Source organism: Bradyrhizobium sp. SBR1B, from assembly GCF_014198205.1.
GTDB lineage: Bacteria > Pseudomonadota > Alphaproteobacteria > Rhizobiales > Xanthobacteraceae > Bradyrhizobium.
Window position 1 is genome coordinate 291,013 of sequence record NZ_JACIHC010000007.1, and the last position, 19,459, is coordinate 310,471.

Sequence of the window (19,459 nt, forward strand, 5' to 3'; positions counted from 1 at the left end):
AGGCCGGTCAAACCGAGGGCTGGATTAGCAAAAACCGCCCCAATGAAGCAACGGAGACAGTTTGCATGACAAAAGGTGGGAAACGCGTGGCCTGGGTCACGGGTGGAGGCAGCGGGATCGGCGAGGCCGGCGCCGAGGCGCTGGCGGCCGACGGCTGGACGGTGGTGGTGTCGGGCCGGCGGAAGGACGTCCTGGATACCGTGGTTGCCAAAATCGCCAAGACGGGCGGGGCGGCCGAGGCCATCGCGCTGGACGTGGCCAATGCTGCGGAAGCCCAGAAAGCCGCCGATCAGATCGTCGCCAGGCACGGCCGCATCGACCTCCTGGTCAACAATGCCGGCATCAATGTTCCCAAGCGCAGCTGGAAGGACATGGAACTGGAGGGCTGGGACAGACTGGTCCAGGTCAATCTCAACGGCGTGCTCTATTGCATGCGCGCGGTGCTGCCGACGATGCGCAAGCAGCAGGACGGCGCGATCATCAACGTCTCGTCCTGGGCCGGCCGCCACGTCTCGAAGATGCCGGGGCCGGCCTACACCACGACCAAGCATGCGGTGCTGGCGCTGACCCATTCCTTCAACATGGACGAATGCGTCAACGGCCTGCGCGCCTGCTGTCTGATGCCGGGCGAGGTAGCAACGCCGATCCTTAAGCTGCGCCCGGTGGTGCCGAGCGAGGACGAGCAGGCGAAGATGCTGCAATCCGAAGATCTCGGCCGCACCATCGCGTTCATCGCGAGCATGCCGCCGCGCGTCTGCATCAACGAGCTGCTGATCAGCCCGACGCATAATCGCGGATTCATTCAGACGCCGAACAACAGGGATTAGTGCGGGCACAACTACTGCAACGGGCGCACTGTCGTAGGGTGGGCAAAGGCGCAAAGCGCCGTGCCCACCACCTCTCTCCATTTGCGGTTGGTGGGCACGCTGCGCTTTGCCCACCCTACGGCACCGTCCGCTTGGCGTGCTCGCGCATCACACGGACACGCCGCTCCATAGTTTCACGCATCACAAAGAATTTTTCTCCGAAACCGCAACCCGAACCCTCCCGTAGTTCGGTCCAACGACGGCGCTGCTGCTTCACGCCAACAGGTCGCAGTCGCCGTTGTTGCCCCAACCCAACACCGGCCATCGCCGGGACCAATTCAATCGGGAGACTTTCCATGTCGAAGCGCATTGCCTATCTCGCCGCCGCCGCCTTCAGCGCCCTGGCCATCACCGCGACCGTCGTCGCGCCTGTCCGCGCCGAGGAGAAGACCGTCATGGTCGGCGGCGCCGCGATGTTCCCGTCCAAGAACATCGTCCAGAACGCGGTCAATTCGAAGGACCACACCACGCTGGTCGCGGCGGTGAAGGCGGCCGGCCTGGTGCCGACGCTGGAAGGCAAGGGTCCGTTCACGGTGTTCGCGCCGACCAACGCGGCCTTCGGCAAGCTGCCGGCCGGCACCGTCGACAATCTGGTCAAGCCCGAGAACAAGGCGACGCTGACCAAGATCCTCACCTACCACGTCGTGCCCGGCAAGCTCGAGGCCTCCGACCTCACCGAGGGCAAGAAGCTGAAGACCGCCGAAGGCGAGGAACTGACGGTCAAGAAGATGGACGGTAAGACCTGGATCGTCGATGCCAAGGGCGGCACCTCGATGGTCACGATCTCCAACGTCAACCAGTCCAACGGCGTGATCCATGTGGTCGACACCGTGCTGATGCCGGCGACGTAACACCGCGCGATCCTGTTTCATCCCCGAACAGGATGCGACGAAACGGCGAGCCGGGGGCACCCGGCTCGCTTTATTGTGACCGCTATAGCCCGACGCTATCGATTCGATGGCGGACAGGGCGTAACGAAAGCGGGCGCATCGGCGTATAATCGGTGTCACACGACATTCAGGACGGAACCATCATGTCGAGCCTCACAGTCACCGACGAGCAGGTCAGCGCCGCCCCGGCCAAAGTGATCCAGCCGGCCTGGGTCCGCGTCATGCACTGGGTCAATGCGCTGGCCATGATCCTGATGATCCTGTCGGGCTGGCAGATCTACAACGCCTCGCCGCTGTTCGGCTTCAGTTTTCCGCGCGAGTACACGCTCGGCGGCTGGCTCGGCGGCGGCCTGCTCTGGCACTTTGCCGCGATGTGGCTGTTGATGATCAACGGCCTCGCCTATCTCATCACGGGCTTTGCCACCGGCCGCTTCCGCAAGAAACTGTTGCCGATCACACCTTCGGGCGTGCTCCACGACGTCAGGGCTGCGCTGACCTTCAAGCTCGGCCATGACGACCTCACCGTCTACAATTACGTACAGCGCCTGCTCTATGCCGGCATCATCGTGGTCGGCGTGCTGATCGTGCTCACGGGCTTGGGGATGTGGAAGCCGGTGCAGCTCTACTATCTCGTCGCCCTGTTCGGCGACTACCCGACCGCGCGCTACATCCATTTCTTCTGCATGGCCGCGATCTGCGCGTTCCTCGTCGTTCACGTCCTGCTCGCGCTGCTCGTGCCGAAGAGCCTGCGCGCCATGATCATCGGTCGCTAGAGCATGATCCGGAAAAGTGTAAAGCGGTTTTCCGACAAGATCATGCTCAATATAGATATGTGAGGAGAGCATGGCCAAGCGTTCATTCCTGATCCCCGGCGTCGACAAGCGGCTCCTGATCAAGGACTCCATCAAGACGATGCCCGACGTCAGCCGCCGCCGCTTCATCGCGGGCGGCGCCAGCCTGGGCGCGCTGACGCTGCTCACCGGCTGCGATGTGATCGACTCGTCCTCGGCGGAGGAGATGCTGAAGCAGGTCTCGAAATTCAACGACGCGGTGCAGGCCTTCATCTTCAATCCCGACGCGCTGGCGCCGACTTTTCCCGAGAGCGCGATCACGAAGCCGTTTCCGTTCAATGCCTATTACGATCTCGACGACGCACCCGACGTCGCTGGCGCCGACTGGAAGCTCGAGGTTCGCGGTCTGGTCGACAATAAGAAGTCGTGGACACTGGACGAGCTCTACAAGCTGCCTGAGGTCACGCAGATCACGCGTCACATCTGCGTCGAGGGCTGGAGCGCGATCGGCAGCTGGACCGGCACGCCCTTGCGCGATTTCCTCAAGCTGATTGGCGCCGACACACGCGCCAAATACGTCTGGTTCCAGTGCGCCGACAAGGACGGCTACAATTCGCCGCTCGACATGCGCAGCGCGCTGCATCCGCAGACCCAGATGACGTTCAAATACGCGAACGAGATCCTGCCGCGCGCCTATGGTTTTCCCATGAAGATCCGCGTGCCGACAAAACTCGGCTTCAAGAACCCGAAATACGTGGTCTCGATGGAAGTCACCAACGACTACAAGGGCGGCTATTGGGAAGACCAGGGGTACAATTCGTTTAGCGGGAGCTGATCGCCGTTCCGGCGAAGCTGCCGTAGGGTGGGCAAAGCGAAGCGTGCCCACCATTCCATCCATCATGAATAAAACCGTGGGCACGGCGCTACGCGCCTTTGCCCACCCTACGGCGCCGATTCCTTGGCTGGCCCCACCTTCCGCTGACATAGCGACGCGACCGCCCCCAGCGCCAGCAGCGCCGCCGACACGTTGAGCGCGTAGCTCAAGCTCCCCAGCGCGTCCGTGATGGCGCCGACCACGATCGGCCCCAGCGTTTGCCCGACGCCGAACGAAATCGTCATCGCCGCGATCGCGGTCGGCCACATCGCCGGCGGATAGTTGAAGCGCACGAAGGCAGTGGTCGAGCCGACCACGGCGAAGAAGGCGACGCCGAACACCACGGCGGAGACCGCGAGCCACGCCGGCGAATGCCCGAGCATCGGCAGGGCCGCACCGAGTGCATTGGTGCCGAGGATGATGGCGGTCGCCAATCCGCCGCGGTCGAGCGCCAGCACGCCGCGCCAGGCCCAGGGTGTGACGAAGGCGGACAGGCCGATCAGGCCCCAGAACGCCGCTTGTGCTGCGGCCCCGCCGCCGCCGTCGCGTACATAGGCGATCATGAAGGTCATGTAGGCGATGTAGCCCGCGCCGAACAGGAAGTAGCCGGCGAGGTAGATCAGCACGGGACGAATCGCGAAGGCGGCGTGGCTGCCTTCGGAGAAACGGGCGCCGCTCTCGATGCGGATCAGGAACAGCGGCACGGTCATCGCGGCCGAGAGCAGTGTCAGCGCCCACCACACCATCCACCACGAGCCCGGCCCGAAATATTGCAGCGTGAACGGCGCGATCAGCCCCGAGGACAGAATGCCGATGCCGGGCCCGGCATAGAACAGGCTGAGCAGGAAATTGGCCCGCTCCGGGCGCGACTGGGCGATGGTCGCAGCGAGCGCGCCGCCGGCGACGAAGCCCGCCGCGGCTCCGAGACCGAGTACGAGGCGCGCCAGGCTCAGCGCGACGAAATTCCCCGTCAGCGCGCAAATGGCGAGCGCGGCGACGCAGGCCACAGTTCCGCCGCGGATCGCGGCTGCCCAGCCGACGCGCTGGATCAGGCGCGAGGCCACAAGCGCGCCGACGAGATAGCCGACGGCGTTGATGGTGTTCATGAATCCGGCCGCCGAGTAAGACCAGCCGAGGGCCTCCCGCATGTCGGGCAGCACCAGCGCATAGGCAAAGCGGCCGATGCCGAGCCCGACCGTCGCCGCCAGCGACAGGGTCAGGATCAGCCGCGCGGGATGCGCGTAGGGCGGGTGGCGGTCTTTAGTAAAGCAGTCTTGGGCGTGCAAGGGGTTCTCCGGCCCACCCAGTGTGGCAGGCCCCGTCCGCCTTGCACAGCCGCACCCCGGCAATGGTGTCTTGCCAAGCGCGCAACGCCGCTCTAGCACTCCGGCCGAAATCGATCTCAGAGGAAACGACCATGGCGACCCACAAATTGCTGCTGCTTCCCGGCGACGGTATCGGCCCCGAGGTGATGGGCGAGGTGAAGCGGCTGATCGACTGGCTCAATTCGGCCGGGATCGCCAAGTTCGAGACGGATACCGGCCTCGTCGGCGGCTCCGCCTATGACGCGCACAAGGTGTCGATCTCCGAGGGCGACATGGCCAAGGCGCTTGCGGCCGACGCCATCATCTTCGGCGCGGTCGGCGGTCCGAAGTGGGACGCGGTGCCCTATGAGGTGCGCCCCGAAGCCGGTCTGCTGCGTCTGCGCAAGGATCTGGCCTTGTTCGCCAACCTCCGTCCCGCGGTGTGCTACCCGGCGCTGGCCGATGCATCGAGCCTGAAGCGCGAGGCCGTCGAAGGCCTCGACATCGTCATCGTGCGCGAGCTCACCGGCGGCGTCTATTTCGGCGAGCCCAAGACCATCACCGACCTCGGCAATGGCCAGAAGCGCGCCGTCGATACCCAGGTCTACGACACCTATGAGATCGAGCGCATCGGCCGCGTCGCCTTCGAGCTTGCCAGGAAGCGCAAGAACAAAGTGACGTCGATGGAAAAGCGCAACGTCATGAAATCGGGCGTGCTCTGGAACGAGGTCATGACCCAGGTCCACAAGCGCGAATACCCTGATGTCACGCTCGAGCACCAGCTCGCCGATTCCGGCGGCATGATGCTGGTGAAATGGCCGAAGCAGTTCGACGTCATCGTCACCGACAATCTGTTCGGCGACATGCTGTCCGACATCGCGGCGATGCTGACGGGATCGCTCGGCATGCTGCCCTCGGCCTCGCTCGGCGAGGTCGACGTCAAGACCAAGAAGCGCAAGGCGCTGTACGAGCCCGTGCACGGCTCGGCGCCTGATATCGCAGGCCAGGGCCTCGCCAATCCCATCGCGATGATCTCGTCGTTCGGCATGGCGCTGCGCTATTCCTTCGACATGGGCGCGCTCGCCGACAAGGTCGACGCCGCGATCGCCGCGGTGCTCGCCAGCGGCCTGCGCACCGCCGACATCAAGTCGGAAGGCACCACGGCCGCCTCGACCACGCAGATGGGCGAAGCGATCCTGAAGGAACTGCAGAAGCTGCACGCGTAAGCGGGCGCAGCTCTGGTAGGGTGGGCAAAGCGAAGCGTGCCCACGTTCTGAGTGCGCTTAGAAAGATGGTGGGCACGGCGCTTTCAGCGCCGTTGCCCACCCTACGGCACCTGCTCTCGGAGCTGATTCATGGATGCTTCACCCCGCCCCAAGATCGCGGAAACCATCATCCATGACACGGTGCGCCAGCGCGAGGCGCAGATTGGCCGCCGCTGCGAGGTCCTTTCCAACACCCGCATCGAATATGCCTCGCTCGGCGACTACTCCTATCTCGGCGAGAACTGCGAGGTCGCCGACGCCGCCATCGGAAAGTTCACGGCCATCGCCAATTCGGTGCGGATCGGTGCGCCCAATCATCCGATGGGCCGGCCGTCGCAGCATCGCTTCACCTATTGCCCTGAATATTACGAGGCGGGCGTGACGCGCGACCTCGACTTCTTCGCGGACCGCCGCGGCGACCGGGTGATTGTCGGCAATGATGTCTGGATCGGGCACGCCGCCATCCTGCTGCCCGGCGTGAACGTTGGTGACGGCGCGGTGATCGCTGCGGGCGCGGTGGTCAGCCGCGATGTCGAGCCCTACACGATCGTCGGCGGCGTTCCCGCGCGTCCGATCCGCAAGCGCTTTCCTGATTCCGTTGCGGACAGCCTGCGCCGCATCGCCTGGTGGGATTGGCCGGATGAGCTCATCTTCGAGCGCCTCGCCGATTTCCGCTCCGAAGCGATCGAGGAGTTTTGCAGGCGCTATGATCCGGCTGCGAACGCGTGAGGCGCACGCATCTCACCCAAGCAACAGGAATCGTAGGGTGGGCAAAGCGAAGCGTGCCCACGCATTTTTCGTGACCGAGAGAGATCGTGGGCACGGCGCTTTCAGCGCCTTTGCCCACCCTACGCACCTTCCAAAACAAAAAGGCCGGGCGAAAGCCCGGCCTTTTGATTCGGATCGCCGTCCGCTCAGTACAGCGGGAAATTCTGCGGATAGCCGCCGACGTCCTGCGGCGGCGAAAGCGGCTGGCGGTCGATCGGGCGGTTGAGATTCTCGCGGGCGAAGGACGGATATCCGACCGCCGGCGGGAAGGCGTAGTCGGAGAACTTGCGGTCGCCCGGATTGACCTCGGTGCCGCCGTCGAGCCAGGAGCGCTTGCTCACATAGATGCGGGTGCGGCCCTGCTGGTAGACGGCGTTGGGTCCGCTCGGGCCGTAATAGTGCCGGCCACGCTCGTCATAGCGCTTGGTCTTGGTGTCGGCCGAGGCCGGCGTCGCCACAATGGCAGACGACATGGCAATCACGGCGCCCGCTGCAAGCAAGGTCGCCAATTTGGCAGAGAATTTCGAGCTCATCACGTCCCCTTCAGGCGGCAGGCCGCCAGTCGATTTCACCCCCATACTAGCCCGGCCGGGGTGAGTGCAACTAGGTCTATTGGGTCACACCAGCTCGGAATAATCGTGCGCGCCGGCAAAAGTTGCATCAATACCAGCCACTTGACCTTGATGCCGGTCAAAGCGCCCCGCGCAATTGCGCGTTGGCCGCGCCCAGCAGCCAGTCCGGCGAGCCCGCGAGGTCGCAACCACGGCGCTTCAGCTCGGCATGGGCGAACAATTCCGCCAGCTTCGGCTCGTTGCCGGAGGTCAACAGCGTCAGCCGGTTCAGCGTGCAGGCGATCGCCGCGCGCCGGGCGGGCAGGGTATCGCCCTGGCAGGAGAAGCCGGAGATCTGCAAGGCCGGCTCCTCGTTGCGCTTGAGGTAGCCGAGGCAGGCCGGCGTCCCCTTGTCCGTGCCGATCGGCCGGAACAGTGCGACGGGGCCGAATTTCGTCTCGATCAGGCCGGCTTGCTCGAGCGGGGTCGCCGCCCCGAGGCCCATCTGGACGGCGAGGTCCATCGCGACAGGACGGGTCACATCGAATTCGCCACCTTCCCGATAGATTTCGAGCTCGGCCACCGGCTGGTCCGCCGCGCTCGCCCAGCGCATCACGTCTTTGCGGCCGCCTTCGGGATGCCGAAGGATGGTGTAAGAGGCTGTTTTCTCTGATGAATCGATCCGGCTCAGGGCGAAGGCCGGGTGCGAGCGATCGGCCGTGCTCCAGCCCGGCTTGTCTGCGGGATCATCGCCGCGTAGCTCGGGGAGCTGGCCGAGCGCCGCGAGGGCGAGGATGGCAAACAGCGCGAGCGCCCCCACATAGGCGACCAGATGCGCCAGCGTGCCGACGACCTCGTCGGCGATAGCCAAGAGAGTCAGGTGGATCTGGGTAGGGCTAACGGCCGTGCTGGCCTCAGGCGAGTGCATCCACGTCCCTAAGGCATGGTCCAACGTTGTCTTGAGGCCGGTTCTCGCATAGAAGCGCTGCTCTTCCCGTTTAAGCGTCAGCTTCGGGAACGGGCTTTTTCATCGGAGAGTGAACGATGGGTTACAAAGTCGCAGTCGTCGGCGCGACCGGCAATGTCGGACGGGAAATGCTCAACATTCTCGACGAGCGCAAATTCCCCGCGGACGAGGTCGTGGCGCTGGCGTCACGCCGCAGCGTCGGCGTCGAGGTCTCCTATGGCGACCGCACCCTGAAGTGCAAGGCGCTCGAGCATTACGACTTCTCCGACGTCGACATCTGCCTGATGTCGGCCGGCGGCGAGGTATCGAAGGAATGGTCGCCGAAGATCGGCGCCGCCGGCGCCGTCGTGATCGACAACTCGTCGGCCTGGCGCATGGATCCGGACGTGCCGCTGATCGTGCCGGAGGTGAACGCAGGCGCGACCGAAGGCTTCAAGAAGAAGAACATCATCGCCAACCCGAACTGCTCGACCGCGCAGCTCGTGGTCGCGCTCAAGCCCTTGCACGAGAAGGCGACCATCAAGCGCGTCGTGGTCTCGACCTATCAATCGGTGTCGGGCGCCGGCAAGGACGGGATGGACGAGCTGTTCTCGCAGACCAAGGCCGTCTACACCAATGACAAGCTGGTCGCGAAGAAATTCCCCAAGCGCATCGCCTTCAACGTCATCCCCCACATCGACGTCTTCATGGAGGACGGCTACACCAAGGAAGAGTGGAAGATGATGGCGGAGACCAAGAAGATTCTTGATCCCAAGATCAAGCTCTCCGCCACCTGCGTGCGCGTGCCGGTGTTCGTCGGCCACTCCGAGGCCGTCAACATCGAGTTCGAGAATCCGATCAGTGCGGATGAGGCGCGCGACATCCTGCGCAGGGCGCCCGGCTGTCTCGTCATCGACAAGCAGGAGCCCGGCGGCTACGCGACGCCCTATGAAGCGGCCGGCGAGGACGCGACTTACATCAGCCGCATCCGCGAGGACGCGACGGTTGAGAACGGCCTCGTGCTGTGGTGCGTGTCCGACAACCTCCGCAAGGGCGCCGCGCTCAACGCGATCCAGATCGCGGAAGTGCTGATCAACCGCAAGCTGATCAGCGCGAAGAAGCAGGCGGCGTAAGGCACGTCAACGCTGCCGTAGGGTGGGCAAAGGCGCAAAGCGCCGTGCCCACCATTCTTTCCGATTGCGACAGATGGTGGGCACGCTTCGCTTTGCCCACCCTACGAGAGCGGTGGCCTACGCCACGCCCCGCGCGTTCTTGAATTCCTTCGCAACCTTGTCCAGCACGAACAGCGATCCCTCCGCGACGCCGAAATAGGCGCCGTGGGTCTGCATCTGGCCGCTGTCGACTGCCTTCTGCACGAATGGGAACGTCATCAGGTTTTCCAGGCTGCGGAACACCGCGGCCTTCTCGATGCGCTCGACGAATTGCGCCATGCTCTCATGGTCGCGTTGCTCGACCACTTCACCCGGCTTGATGAACATCTGCATCCATTTGCCGATGAAGTCGCCGGGCGTGAGCGGCTCGATCTTGTCGACGAAGGCGCGGATGCCGCCGCATTGGGCGTGGCCGAGCACCACGATGTGCTTCACCTTCAGCACCGTCACCGCATATTCCAGCGCGGCCGAGACGCCATGCGCGTTGCCGTCGGGCTGATACACGGGCACCAGATTGGCGATGTTGCGGACCACGAACAATTCGCCCGGGCCGACGTCGAAGATCACTTCCGGCGAGACGCGGCTGTCGCAGCAGCCAATCACCATCACTTCCGGCGATTGCCCCTTCACCGACAGGTCGCGGTAGCGGGTCTGCTCGGTCGGCAGCCGCTGGGTGGCGAAGGCCCTGTAGCCTTCCAGCAAATGCTCTGGGAATGTCATCATACCTATGCCTAATCATAGACCGCAGGGGCGAACAAGCCTTTCGAATAGGCAGGCCAGGTGCTATCGGCTTCGATCAAGAGCCCGCTTGAGGAAACCGGAAGGAACGCTCGCATGACCCGCCCGCGCCGCAGCCATCTGTTCATGCCCGGCTCCAACCCCCGTGCGCTGGAAAAGGCGCGCAATCTCGCCGCCGACGGCCTGATCCTGGATCTGGAAGATTCCGTCGCGCCGGATGCCAAAGCGGTGGCCCGTGATGGGATCGCCGCCGCGATCGCAGCCAAGGGCTTTGGCAAGCGCGAGATCCTGATCCGGACCAACGGTCTCGACACGCCCTGGTGGGCCGACGATCTCGCCATGGCCGCCAAGGCCTCGCCCGACGGCATCCTGGTTCCAAAAGTTTCAAGTGTCGAAGATCTGGATACGATCGGCCTCCGTCTTACCGAGCTTGGCGCGGCGCCGACGGTGAAGGTCTGGGCCATGATCGAGACCGCGCGCGCCGTGCTGCACGCGGAGGAGCTGGCCGAGGCGGGGCGCGATCGATCGCGGCGTCTCTCCGGCTTTGTGTTCGGCCCGAACGACATCTCACGCGAAACGCGCATCAAGATGCTGCCCGGCCGCGCCGCGATGATCCCGATGATCACGCACTGCATCCTCGCGACGCGCGCCCACGGCCTCGAAATCCTCGACGGCCCCTACAGCGACATCGCCAATTCCGATGGATTCGCCACCGAATGCGCGCAGGGCCGCGATCTCGGCTTCGACGGCAAGACGCTGATCCATCCCTCGCAGATCGATGCCTGCAACGCGATCTTCACGCCGCCCGAGGAGGAGGTCGCGCGCGCGCGAAAAATCATCGCGGCGTTCGAGCTGCCGGAGAACGTCTCGCGCGGCGCGATCCGGTTGGATGGTGCGATGGTGGAGCGGCTGCACGCCGACATGGCACAGCGCACGATCGCAATCGCGGATGCTATTGCCGCGATGAGCAAGGGCTGAAGCGTCAACTCGAATAAGCGATACCCGCTTTTCCGCGACAAACCGCCATCTTCTGTTCGCCAAGAGCAGAGGACGGCGCGGCCAATTCCTCGCAATACATCCGATCGATGTTGCGCTGCATGAGCCTATAACAATCGCATGCGACCTTCTCGAGCCGCGCCCGATCGATCTCTACAAACCCGCGCCCGTCGGACGGGACCGCGCCGGCCTCGCGTAGCTTGCTCATCGTCAGGGTTACTGTCGTCCGTCGCACCCCAAGCAGTTGCGCAAGCGCCTCTTGCGTCACCGGAAGCCGGTCGTCGGGCACGCGGTCGTGAAGCTGCAGGAGCCACCGCGCCATGCGGCCATCCACCCGGTGCAGCGCGTTGCAAGCGGCTACGTGCTGGAGCTGCAATAACACCGCGCGGGCGTGGACCTGCACGACGTTCCTGATGGCTGTGCTTTGCGCAAAGGCGGCGCGAAATTTGGCGGCGGAAATCAGCGATGCTGTGCCGGCTATGCGAGTAACCGCGGTCACGGATGAAAGCGACGGGCCGAGCACGGAGAACGAGGCCAAAGCGCCTTCCCGTCCCATCAAGGTGGTTGCGACAGTTTGCCCGTCCGGCATATCGAGCATGAAGGCGATTGCGCCGCTATGGGGAAAATAAACCGGGTCGAGCTCATCGCCCGACCGCACCAGGACGGCATCGGGTTCGAACGAGACCTTCTGGAAGTAGGGCGTGAGCAAGCCGAGATCCGCCGGCGGCAACGCCGCCAGCAGCCGATTCCCGATGCCCGCGCGGTGGACGGTCACGATGCTTTCTTGTGAACGAGCACCCAATGAACGACGGGATCGATCTACTTCATTTGCCATGATTATCCGAAATACGAATTGCCCGAAGCGAAACTATCCAAACAGAGCCATTCGTCGAGATCAAGCACGGATAATTGCGGTGGCCTCGCCGGCATCCTCCTCGCGAAAACGGAATCTTGCATACATCATACTATTCGCGATCTTTTGCCGCTCGGCGAGGTGCACCACGTGCTGATCGACCAGTGATGGTTGCGCGCGAGTTTAACCCTGACCCGGCGCGGATCTCTGGGGAGATCTGCCATACCCCGCTATCAGCGGCACAGCAGACATCCTTCCGCCGATCCAAGGTAGGGATTGATGAGTGTGCGGCGAGCGAATCTCCTGCGCCGCTCACCGCGGCGCGACATCGGCGCGATCGAGCGATTCCAGCGTCGCGGCGTTGCCGCAGTAGCCGTGATAGTTCTCCGCGGCAGTGCCGTCGGCCAGATCGCGGTCGCATTGTCCCTTGTTATTGCAGAGCGAGCAGACCCGCTCCATGTCGCGGAGAAGGAGTGGCTGTGCGCGGCCGAGGCCTTCGGCGCTGATGCCGAGTTGCTGCAGCATCATTGGCAGCTCGTCGGCAGAATGCTTGCCGTGGCGGACCAGTTCCTCGAGATCGTCAGGCGCGATCCTCAAGTCGCTCGCGATCCGGTCGAAATCGGCGCGATCGAGCTGCCGCATCTCGTTCAACTCGCGGCGATGCTTCAGCCAGCTCGCAAAGGAGTCGATGAGGTCCTGGACGATGGGATATGGCCTGCTTGCGGTGCTCATGGAAAGCTCCCTTCGGACAGCGGAATTGGAGCGAATTAAGCACAATGATGCAGAGGCGCGTTGCGCTGGATCAAACTGGATCGAGCGGGGAAAATTGCTCTCGTGCCCGGACGCGGCGCAGCGCTTCTTCAGCGGTGCGTTGCAGAGCCGGGGCCCACAGGTAGCTGGGTCCCGGCTCTGCGGGGCAGCGTTGCACGCTGCACCGCGTCCGGGACACGCGAGAGGGCTACGAAAACCGCTCCGCCGCCCAGGCGTACAGGCTGCCCGGAATCGGCTTTTCGCCGCCGCGCCCCTTGGGCGAGATGTGCAGGCCGATGATCTCGGGGTTGGTGACGAGGCCGAGATAGCTCGAGGGATCGAAGAACAGTTTTGGTTCCGCATGCACGGCATAGAACGATTGCTTCGGCAGCGCGTTTTGCAACTCACCGGTGCGGCGCGCGAGCGCGGTGAGTGCCGCGGGGCCGAAGATCGCGACGCGGATATCGGAGAGGCGGTTCGAGCCGCCGCGCAGGCGGCGCATCATGAAGGTGATTCGATGGCGGACCGACAGCCAGTTCGGCGTCAGCTCCTCCTGCTCCATCAGTTCCTCGAAGGCGGCAACGATGCCGTGCCCGGGCGGCAGGTAGATCACGGAATTGCCGAGCTGGCGTGGCCGCTCCCAGGCGAAGTAGGGCTTTGCCGGATCGATCTCGACCGGCTTCAAGAGCAGCACATCGGCATCGAGCCAGAGGCCGAGATTCTTCGCCATCAGCTTCATGCGGAAGAAATCGCTGAACTGCAGCGTGGTCCAGTCGCGCCAGCTTCCATCCGGTTGCGGTGGCCGCAAGCGTTCGGAGAACGCATGCGGCAGGATCGCTTCGGCATCCGCGTTGGCGACGCCGGCGGGCAGGCCGGGAATGGTGTCGAAGCTGTAGACCGTGACCTTGTGGCCGGCCGCCAGCTGCGAGCGCAGACAGGTCTGGCGCAGGGCGTCCATCGGGCCGTGCCAGAAGGTGACGATGTCGGGCAGCATGCGCGGAAGCTATAATATTCAGGACAAAGAAAAAGCCCCGGCGCTGACAGCACCGGGGCTCGAATGAAATCCTACGATCAGGCCCAGGCGCGTTCGCGCTTGAGCTTGTCCTCATAGGTGTCGATCGAGGACTTCTTCTCCATCGTCAGGCCGATGTCGTCGAGGCCGTTGATCAGGCAGTGCTTGCGGAACGGATCGATCTCGAACTTGACCTTGCCGCCGTCGGGGCCGCGGATCTCCTGGTTCGGCAGGTCGATCGTCAGCGTCGCGTTGGCGCCGCGCTCGGCATCGTCGAACAGCTTGTCGAGGTCTTCCTGGCTGACGCGGATCGGCAGAATGCCGTTCTTGAAGCAGTTGTTGTAGAAGATGTCGCCGAACGAGGTCGAGATCACGCAGCGGATGCCGAAGTCGAGCAGCGCCCAGGGCGCATGCTCGCGGCTCGATCCGCAGCCGAAATTGTCGCCGGCGACCAGCACCTTGGCATTGCGATAGGCGGACTGGTTGAGGACGAAGTCCGGATTCTCGCTGCCGTCATCCTTGTAGCGCTGCTCGGAGAAGAGTCCCTTGCCAAGGCCGGTGCGCTTGATGGTCTTGAGGTACTGCTTCGGAATGATCATGTCGGTGTCGACATTGATGATCTTCAGCGGCGCCGCGACGCCTTCCAGCGTGGTGAACTTGTCCATGGTTGCGCTTTCCCGGGGTGGTTCAGGGAAGGCGTGTTTATCGTGTCCGGGGCCTGAATCCTAGGCCGAATTCGGCAGGTCTCGTCTGCTTGGCTGGTTTGAGGCAGAGCTGGTGCGGCGTCGGGACTTCACCTCTCCCGCTTGCGGGGAGGTCGACGCGCGAAGCGCGGCGGGTGGGGGCTCTCGCCTCTAGGGGACTGTCCCGCTGCGGAGAGACCCTCTCCCCAGCCCTCTCAGCGCGAGGGAAGCTCGTCGCGGCCCGCAAGCGGGGGAGGGGGCTCATCTCACGCCGGCGCCTCCTACTCCGCCTTAGCCTCAATCGCCGCCATATCGTCGTCCGACAGGCCAAAATGGTGGCCAATCTCGTGGATCAGGACGTGGCGGACGATATGGCCAAGGCTCTCGTCGTGCTCGGCCCAGTAATCCAGGATCGGCCGGCGGTAGAGCCAGACCATGTTGGGCAGCCGCGCCACGTCGCCAAGGCTCTGCTGCGGTAGGCCGACGCCCTGGAACAGGCCGAGCAGGTCGAACTCGCTCTCGCATTCCATCTCGTCCAGGACCTCCTCGGTCGGGAAGTCGTCGACGCGGAGGATCACGCCCTCGCACAGGCTACGAAATTCCGCCGGCAGGCGCTCGAAGATGTCGTGTGCCGTCGCTTCCATCTCGGCCAGCGAGGGCGCTTTCAATTCCGTCCACATGGGGTTGTTCTAAAGCGTTTTCGAGCGAAGTGGATACCGGTTCGCGTGAAGAAAACGCGTCAAAGTAAGAATCTGGAGCCGGTTTCAATTCCATTGAAACGGGCTCCAGCGCGGGTTTCCCGCTGATGCATCCCGCTTTATAAAGCGCGGCGAGGTTGACGGGCGCCGCCAAAACAGGGAGCGTGGGCCTCGAACGGGACGTTTCAGGTGGGCGGAAAAATGCGAGCGAAAACAGCGCTGACGCTACTGTGCATGGGGTTGTTTTCGCCATTTTGCGTTGGCGCCGAGGCCCAGACCGCCGGCTCCGAGATTCGCCTCGCCCAGGCAGCCCCGCCTGATGCCCCGCCGCCACGCAAGCGACCGCCGCGTTTGCGAGTCACGCCCTATTACAGCCCTGACGGCGTCTATCCGCGCTACAATCCGGGTCCCAATGCGGTCCGCGAATGCAACGCGACCTATGTGCAGGAATTCCGGCCCAGCGGCACGGTGATCGTGCCGCGCATGAGCTGCTACTGGCGCCCCGGCTGATGCCCCAAGGGATCGTCATGGCGAGATGGTTTGCATTGGCCGTCGCCATCGCGCTTGCCGTCGGCCTGCCCGGCGCGTCCGCGGCGCCAAGGACGACGGTGCCGGAGGCCTCGGCCGGGATCGCGGTTTTCGATGTGCGGCGACCCGCGCGGACCCAACATATTGCGCGCCCCGTCGTGCGCCATGATCCCCGCTATTACGCGCGGCCGGTCCACTACCGTCCTTATCCCTACGGCGTGCCCGCGCCCTTCGTGTTCGGCTACGGGCCGTTCTGGTGACGTCCTAGCCGGCGGGCGCAAATCCCTTGACCAGTAACACGGTCGCCTGCGCGCCCGCCTTGCGGTCGCGCGAAATCTCCTCGTAGTCGGGTGAGTTCGAGAAGGCGAGGAAGGCGGCCTCGTCCGGAAACGACATCATGACCAGCTTGTCGTGCGGCCACGCCCCTTCGAGCACGCGCGGTCGCTCATCGGCAGCGAGCAGGCGCCCATTGTACTTCTTGAACACATCGAAGAACCGCGCCTGATAGCGATCGTAGGCTGCGCGGTCGGTCATCTTCAATTGTGCAATCGCGTAGACGGTCATCTCAAGACTTCCTTCCCGTAGCGGCACAGCGCCGCAGCGAGGCGCCCGCCTCGTTCATTCATGGCGCGTTCACATCGCTGTTAGCAATTTAACCCCGCGAGCGACTGCAATTGAACAGGGATGACGCGGGCCGGGAACGAGCAACGCTGCTCCGCTGTCCAGATTCAGGGAGAAGTCCATGCTGAGGAGTTTGGGTCTCCGGGCAGGCCCGATGCGCCTGCTCGGGATTGCGGCTGCGGCGACGCTGATGCTGTCGGCCGGGAGCGCGCATCGTGCTGAAGCGCTCACCTTGATCAATCCGGCGACGTCACCTGCGACGAAAGCTGCGGCCGACGACCTCGTCACGCAGGTCCGGCACGGCGGCGGTGGGCATGGTGGTGGCGGACATTTTCACGGCGGCGGTGGCTTCCGCGGTGGCGGCGGACATTTCGGCGGTTTCCGCGGCGGCGGCTTTCATGGCGGCGGCTTCCGCGCCGGGCCGGCCTTCCACGGCGGCGGCATTCGCTACGGCGGATTCCGTCATTATGGCGGCTATCACCGCCACTGGGGCTATCGTCCCCATTTCGGCCATCGCCACTTCCACCGGCGCTATTATGTCGGCGGCTATTATCCCTATTACCATTATCCGCGCCGCTGCCGGGTCATCTGGACCTATTACGGCCCGCGCCGGATCTGCCGTTGGCATCGCTGGCACCATCCGTACAGGTACTATTGGTAAGCACGATCGACGTGAAAAGGGCGCCTCAGTGGCGCCCTTTGCTCGTCCGGGGGCTACAGCCAATCCTTCAGCTTCCACGACGAAGCTTTCCACCGCATCAGATTATCGAGCTTCCACTGCTTGAACATCGCAGGCGGCCAGCGGCTGAGCTTCGAGGTCTCCTTGACCTCGGGCTTGGCGACGATGTGCAAGCGCGGCGCGCGCCGGCGGTGCTGGCGCGTGGCGTCGCTGATCAGGTCGACATATTCGGGCTTGTTGGCCATGGCGCGCGTCCTCGCGAAAACCTCGCGAGGACGAGAGTGTCAGGCGATCGTTTAACGGCTGTTTGCCGCGATAGCTACAATTGCAGGCAGTGGCTTAGCGCCAGTCCCTGACGTCGACGAAGTGACCCGCGATCGCCGCCGCTGCCGCCATCGCCGGCGACACCAGATGGGTGCGGCCCTTGAAGCCCTGGCGGCCCTCGAAATTGCGGTTCGAGGTCGAGGCGCAGCGCTCTTCCGGAGCCAGCTTGTCCGGGTTCATCGCAAGGCACATCGAGCAGCCCGGCTCGCGCCATTCGAAGCCGGCCTTGATGAAGATCTTGTCGAGACCCTCGGCTTCCGCCTGCTCCTTGACGATGCCGGAGCCCGGCACGACCATGGCGTTGACATGCGCCGAAACGGTCTTGCCTTCGGCGATCTTCGCAGCAGCGCGCAGATCTTCGATGCGGCCGTTGGTGCAGGAGCCGATGAAGATGCGGTCGACCTTGATGTCGGTGATCTTCGTACCCGCGGTCAGGCCCATGTACTTCAGCGCGCGATGCTTGGAGAGGCGCTTGGCCTCGTCCGCGATCTGGTCGGGATCTGGCACGATGCCGGTCACCGAGATGACGTCCTCAGGCGAAGTGCCCCATGTCACGATCGGCGGCAGCTTGGCCGCATCGAGGCGCAGCTCGTTGTCGAAATGCGCGCCCTCGTCGGAGCGCAGTTTTTCCCAGTAGCGCATCGCCGCGTCCCAGTCGGCGCCCTTCGGGGCTTTGGGGCGGCCGCGCAGGAAGTCGAACGCCTTCTGGTCGGGTGCAACGAGGCCGGCGCGCGCGCCGCCTTCGATCGACATGTTGCAGACCGTCATGCGGCCTTCCATGCTGAGCGCGCTGATGGCGTCGCCGGCGTATTCCAGCACGTAGCCGGTGCCGCCCGCGGTGCCGATCTCGCCGATGATGGCGAGGATGATGTCCTTGCCCGTCACGCCGTCAGGCAATTTGCCGTCGACGGTGACGCGCATGTTCTTGGCCTTCTTCTGGATCAGCGTCTGCGTCGCCAGAACATGCTCGACCTCGCTCGTGCCGATGCCGTGCGCGAGCGCGCCGAACGCGCCATGCGTCGAGGTGTGGCTGTCACCGCAGACGATGGTGGTGCCGGGCAGGGTAAAGCCCTGCTCGGGGCCGATGACGTGGACGACGCCCTGGCGCTTGTCGAACTCGTTGTAATATTCGATGCCGAATTCCTTGGCGTTCTCGGCCAGCGCCTTGATCTGCTCGATGCTTTCAGGATCGGGATTCGGCTTGGTGCGATCGGTGGTCGGCACGTTGTGGTCGACGACGGCGAGCGTCTTTTCCGGCGCGTGAACCTTGCGCCCCGTCGCGCGCAGGCCTTCGAACGCCTGCGGCGAGGTCACCTCGTGCACCAGATGGCGATCGATATAGAGCAGGCAGGTGCCGTCCTCGGCCTCGTGCACCAGGTGGTCGTTCCAGATCTTGTCGTACAATGTGGTCGGCTTGGACATGAGCTTGAGCTCCGAAAGAATGTTGTGTCAGCGGATAGGCGCGCGCGGCGCGCCGGCAACAAAATCGTCAGCGCAGCTTTTAGGCTGCGCGCGTAAGCTCTGACGTTGCCGAGGTCGCGAAGCGTCCGAAGAACCGGCCAGGCAGCCGCGAGCGATCGTCGATGACGATGCGCTTGACGGGGGCGAGGCTGGTCGGATCTGGAAACATTCCAAGAATATATAGCAGGCCGAATTGGAAGCGCGAGTGGTTTGACGCGCACGGCTGACGCAACAAAAAAGCGCGGAGCCGAGCTCCGCGCTTTTGAAAACTTGCCCGGTGGGGCGGAGCTTACTCGCCGACCGCGGTCTGGCGATCCTGCTTCTCGACGATGCGGGCCGACTTGCCGCGAAGGTTGCGGAGGTAATAGAGCTTGGCGCGACGCACCTTGCCGCGACGCACCACCTTGATCGAGTCGATCATCGGCGACATCACCGGGAACACGCGCTCCACGCCCTCGCCATAGGAGATCTTGCGGACGGTGAAGCTCTCGTTGAGGCCACCGCCGGAACGGCCGATGCAGACGCCTTCATAAGCCTGCACGCGGGTACGGTCACCTTCGACCACCTTCACGTTGACGATCACGGTGTCGCCGGGACCGAATTCCGGAATGTCCTTGCCGGCGGACAGCTTGTCGAATTGCTCTTGCTCGAGCTGCTTGATCAGGTTCATGGGTAAATCTCCATCGGCG

General features: G+C 64.0%; 25 protein-coding genes. 11 read left to right on the forward strand and 14 right to left on the reverse strand.

The features are described 5' to 3' along the window. Nucleotides 1–65: 65 nt before the first annotated feature. Nucleotides 66–827: an SDR family oxidoreductase gene (locus GGD61_RS20645; protein ID WP_183231062.1), complete on the forward strand. Its 762-nt coding sequence runs from the start codon at nt 66–68 to the stop codon at nt 825–827. A gap of 115 nt (nt 828–942) precedes the next feature. On the opposite strand, the gene GGD61_RS20650 is transcribed toward GGD61_RS20645, so the two are convergent. Further along, nucleotides 943–1,176: a hypothetical protein gene (locus GGD61_RS20650; RefSeq protein ID WP_183231063.1), complete on the reverse strand. Its 234-nt coding sequence runs from the start codon at nt 1,174–1,176 to the stop codon at nt 943–945. On the opposite strand from GGD61_RS20650, the gene GGD61_RS20655 reads away from it, so the two are divergent. The 3 genes from GGD61_RS20655 to GGD61_RS20665 all read left to right on the forward strand — a co-directional run bounded on the left by GGD61_RS20655 (nt 1,163) and on the right by GGD61_RS20665 (nt 3,382). Further along, nucleotides 1,163–1,717, forward strand: coding sequence for a fasciclin domain-containing protein (locus GGD61_RS20655; protein ID WP_028139268.1), 555 nt, complete (start codon nt 1,163–1,165; stop codon nt 1,715–1,717). The genes GGD61_RS20650 and GGD61_RS20655 overlap by 14 nt on opposite strands. Nucleotides 1,718–1,899: 182 nt before the next feature. After that, entirely contained in the window at nt 1,900–2,529 is a 630-nt protein-coding gene (locus tag GGD61_RS20660) for a cytochrome b/b6 domain-containing protein (RefSeq protein ID WP_183231064.1), read from the forward strand. 70 nt (nt 2,530–2,599) lie between these two features. Beyond that, nucleotides 2,600–3,382, forward strand: coding sequence for a molybdopterin-dependent oxidoreductase (locus tag GGD61_RS20665; RefSeq protein ID WP_183231065.1), 783 nt, complete (start codon nt 2,600–2,602; stop codon nt 3,380–3,382). 107 nt (nt 3,383–3,489) lie between these two features. Here GGD61_RS20665 and GGD61_RS20670 read toward each other — a convergent pair whose 3' ends face one another. Then, nucleotides 3,490–4,707 carry a YbfB/YjiJ family MFS transporter gene (locus GGD61_RS20670; protein WP_092261462.1) on the reverse strand — a complete coding sequence of 406 codons (1,218 nt, stop codon included), beginning with the start codon at nt 4,705–4,707 and terminating at the stop codon, nt 3,490–3,492. Between the two features lie 131 nt (nt 4,708–4,838). On the opposite strand from GGD61_RS20670, the gene leuB reads away from it, so the two are divergent. After that, on the forward strand, nt 4,839–5,951 hold the full coding sequence (leuB, locus tag GGD61_RS20675) for a 3-isopropylmalate dehydrogenase (RefSeq protein WP_018318921.1): 1,113 nt from the start codon (nt 4,839–4,841) through the stop codon (nt 5,949–5,951). Between the two features lie 129 nt (nt 5,952–6,080). Continuing rightward, nucleotides 6,081–6,719, forward strand: a complete 639-nt coding sequence (locus tag GGD61_RS20680; RefSeq protein WP_092261461.1) for a DapH/DapD/GlmU-related protein — start codon at nt 6,081–6,083, stop codon at nt 6,717–6,719. Nucleotides 6,720–6,904: 185 nt separating this feature from the next. Here GGD61_RS20680 and GGD61_RS20685 read toward each other — a convergent pair whose 3' ends face one another. Both GGD61_RS20685 and GGD61_RS20690 read right to left on the reverse strand, forming a co-directional pair. Continuing rightward, complete coding sequence (locus GGD61_RS20685) at nt 6,905–7,291, reverse strand: hypothetical protein (RefSeq protein ID WP_177237395.1); 387 nt, start codon at nt 7,289–7,291, stop codon at nt 6,905–6,907. A gap of 157 nt (nt 7,292–7,448) precedes the next feature. Continuing rightward, a complete protein-coding gene (locus GGD61_RS20690; RefSeq protein ID WP_092261459.1) occupies nt 7,449–8,237 on the reverse strand; it encodes a hypothetical protein in 789 nt (262 codons plus the stop codon). Between the two features lie 116 nt (nt 8,238–8,353). On the opposite strand from GGD61_RS20690, the gene GGD61_RS20695 reads away from it, so the two are divergent. After that, the gene (locus GGD61_RS20695) at nt 8,354–9,388 is read left to right on the forward strand and encodes an aspartate-semialdehyde dehydrogenase (protein ID WP_183231066.1); all 1,035 of its coding nucleotides are present in this window, start codon (nt 8,354–8,356) and stop codon (nt 9,386–9,388) included. Between the two features lie 117 nt (nt 9,389–9,505). On the opposite strand, the gene GGD61_RS20700 is transcribed toward GGD61_RS20695, so the two are convergent. Then, a complete protein-coding gene (locus tag GGD61_RS20700; RefSeq protein WP_018318917.1) occupies nt 9,506–10,150 on the reverse strand; it encodes a carbonic anhydrase in 645 nt (214 codons plus the stop codon). Between the two features lie 111 nt (nt 10,151–10,261). On the opposite strand from GGD61_RS20700, the gene GGD61_RS20705 reads away from it, so the two are divergent. Continuing rightward, nucleotides 10,262–11,143, forward strand: a complete 882-nt coding sequence (locus tag GGD61_RS20705; protein WP_092261457.1) for a CoA ester lyase — start codon at nt 10,262–10,264, stop codon at nt 11,141–11,143. A gap of 4 nt (nt 11,144–11,147) precedes the next feature. Here GGD61_RS20705 and GGD61_RS20710 read toward each other — a convergent pair whose 3' ends face one another. The 5 genes from GGD61_RS20710 to GGD61_RS20730 form a co-directional block, all read right to left on the reverse strand. After that, nucleotides 11,148–11,996 carry a Crp/Fnr family transcriptional regulator gene (locus tag GGD61_RS20710; RefSeq protein ID WP_244550776.1) on the reverse strand — a complete coding sequence of 283 codons (849 nt, stop codon included), beginning with the start codon at nt 11,994–11,996 and terminating at the stop codon, nt 11,148–11,150. A gap of 330 nt (nt 11,997–12,326) precedes the next feature. Continuing rightward, complete coding sequence (locus GGD61_RS20715) at nt 12,327–12,746, reverse strand: hypothetical protein (protein ID WP_091965007.1); 420 nt, start codon at nt 12,744–12,746, stop codon at nt 12,327–12,329. Between the two features lie 226 nt (nt 12,747–12,972). Beyond that, complete coding sequence (locus tag GGD61_RS20720) at nt 12,973–13,758, reverse strand: hypothetical protein (RefSeq protein ID WP_092261455.1); 786 nt, start codon at nt 13,756–13,758, stop codon at nt 12,973–12,975. Nucleotides 13,759–13,835: 77 nt separating this feature from the next. Beyond that, nucleotides 13,836–14,441, reverse strand: coding sequence for a 3-isopropylmalate dehydratase small subunit (gene leuD / locus GGD61_RS20725; RefSeq protein ID WP_092261454.1), 606 nt, complete (start codon nt 14,439–14,441; stop codon nt 13,836–13,838). Nucleotides 14,442–14,740: 299 nt separating this feature from the next. Then, nucleotides 14,741–15,139, reverse strand: a complete 399-nt coding sequence (locus GGD61_RS20730; RefSeq protein ID WP_092261453.1) for a metallopeptidase family protein — start codon at nt 15,137–15,139, stop codon at nt 14,741–14,743. A gap of 252 nt (nt 15,140–15,391) precedes the next feature. Between GGD61_RS20730 and GGD61_RS20735 the strand changes: the two genes are divergently transcribed. Both GGD61_RS20735 and GGD61_RS20740 read left to right on the forward strand, forming a co-directional pair. Beyond that, on the forward strand, nt 15,392–15,667 hold the full coding sequence (locus GGD61_RS20735; RefSeq protein ID WP_177237400.1) for a hypothetical protein: 276 nt from the start codon (nt 15,392–15,394) through the stop codon (nt 15,665–15,667). A 17-nt stretch (nt 15,668–15,684) separates the two neighbouring features. Further along, a complete protein-coding gene (locus GGD61_RS20740; RefSeq protein ID WP_177237394.1) occupies nt 15,685–15,945 on the forward strand; it encodes a hypothetical protein in 261 nt (86 codons plus the stop codon). A 4-nt stretch (nt 15,946–15,949) separates the two neighbouring features. Here GGD61_RS20740 and GGD61_RS20745 read toward each other — a convergent pair whose 3' ends face one another. Then, on the reverse strand, nt 15,950–16,249 hold the full coding sequence (locus GGD61_RS20745; protein ID WP_018318908.1) for a DUF1330 domain-containing protein: 300 nt from the start codon (nt 16,247–16,249) through the stop codon (nt 15,950–15,952). Nucleotides 16,250–16,427: 178 nt separating this feature from the next. On the opposite strand from GGD61_RS20745, the gene GGD61_RS20750 reads away from it, so the two are divergent. Continuing rightward, entirely contained in the window at nt 16,428–16,967 is a 540-nt protein-coding gene (locus GGD61_RS20750; RefSeq protein ID WP_092261450.1) for a hypothetical protein, read from the forward strand. A 53-nt stretch (nt 16,968–17,020) separates the two neighbouring features. Here GGD61_RS20750 and GGD61_RS20755 read toward each other — a convergent pair whose 3' ends face one another. The 3 genes from GGD61_RS20755 to rplS all read right to left on the reverse strand — a co-directional run bounded on the left by GGD61_RS20755 (nt 17,021) and on the right by rplS (nt 19,440). Next, nucleotides 17,021–17,230 carry a hypothetical protein gene (locus GGD61_RS20755; RefSeq protein ID WP_092261449.1) on the reverse strand — a complete coding sequence of 70 codons (210 nt, stop codon included), beginning with the start codon at nt 17,228–17,230 and terminating at the stop codon, nt 17,021–17,023. Between the two features lie 94 nt (nt 17,231–17,324). Then, nucleotides 17,325–18,731, reverse strand: coding sequence for a 3-isopropylmalate dehydratase large subunit (leuC, locus tag GGD61_RS20760; RefSeq protein WP_092261448.1), 1,407 nt, complete (start codon nt 18,729–18,731; stop codon nt 17,325–17,327). Nucleotides 18,732–19,059: 328 nt separating this feature from the next. Beyond that, nucleotides 19,060–19,440: a 50S ribosomal protein L19 gene (gene rplS / locus GGD61_RS20765; protein ID WP_018318903.1), complete on the reverse strand. Its 381-nt coding sequence runs from the start codon at nt 19,438–19,440 to the stop codon at nt 19,060–19,062. Nucleotides 19,441–19,459: the final 19 nt, after the last annotated feature.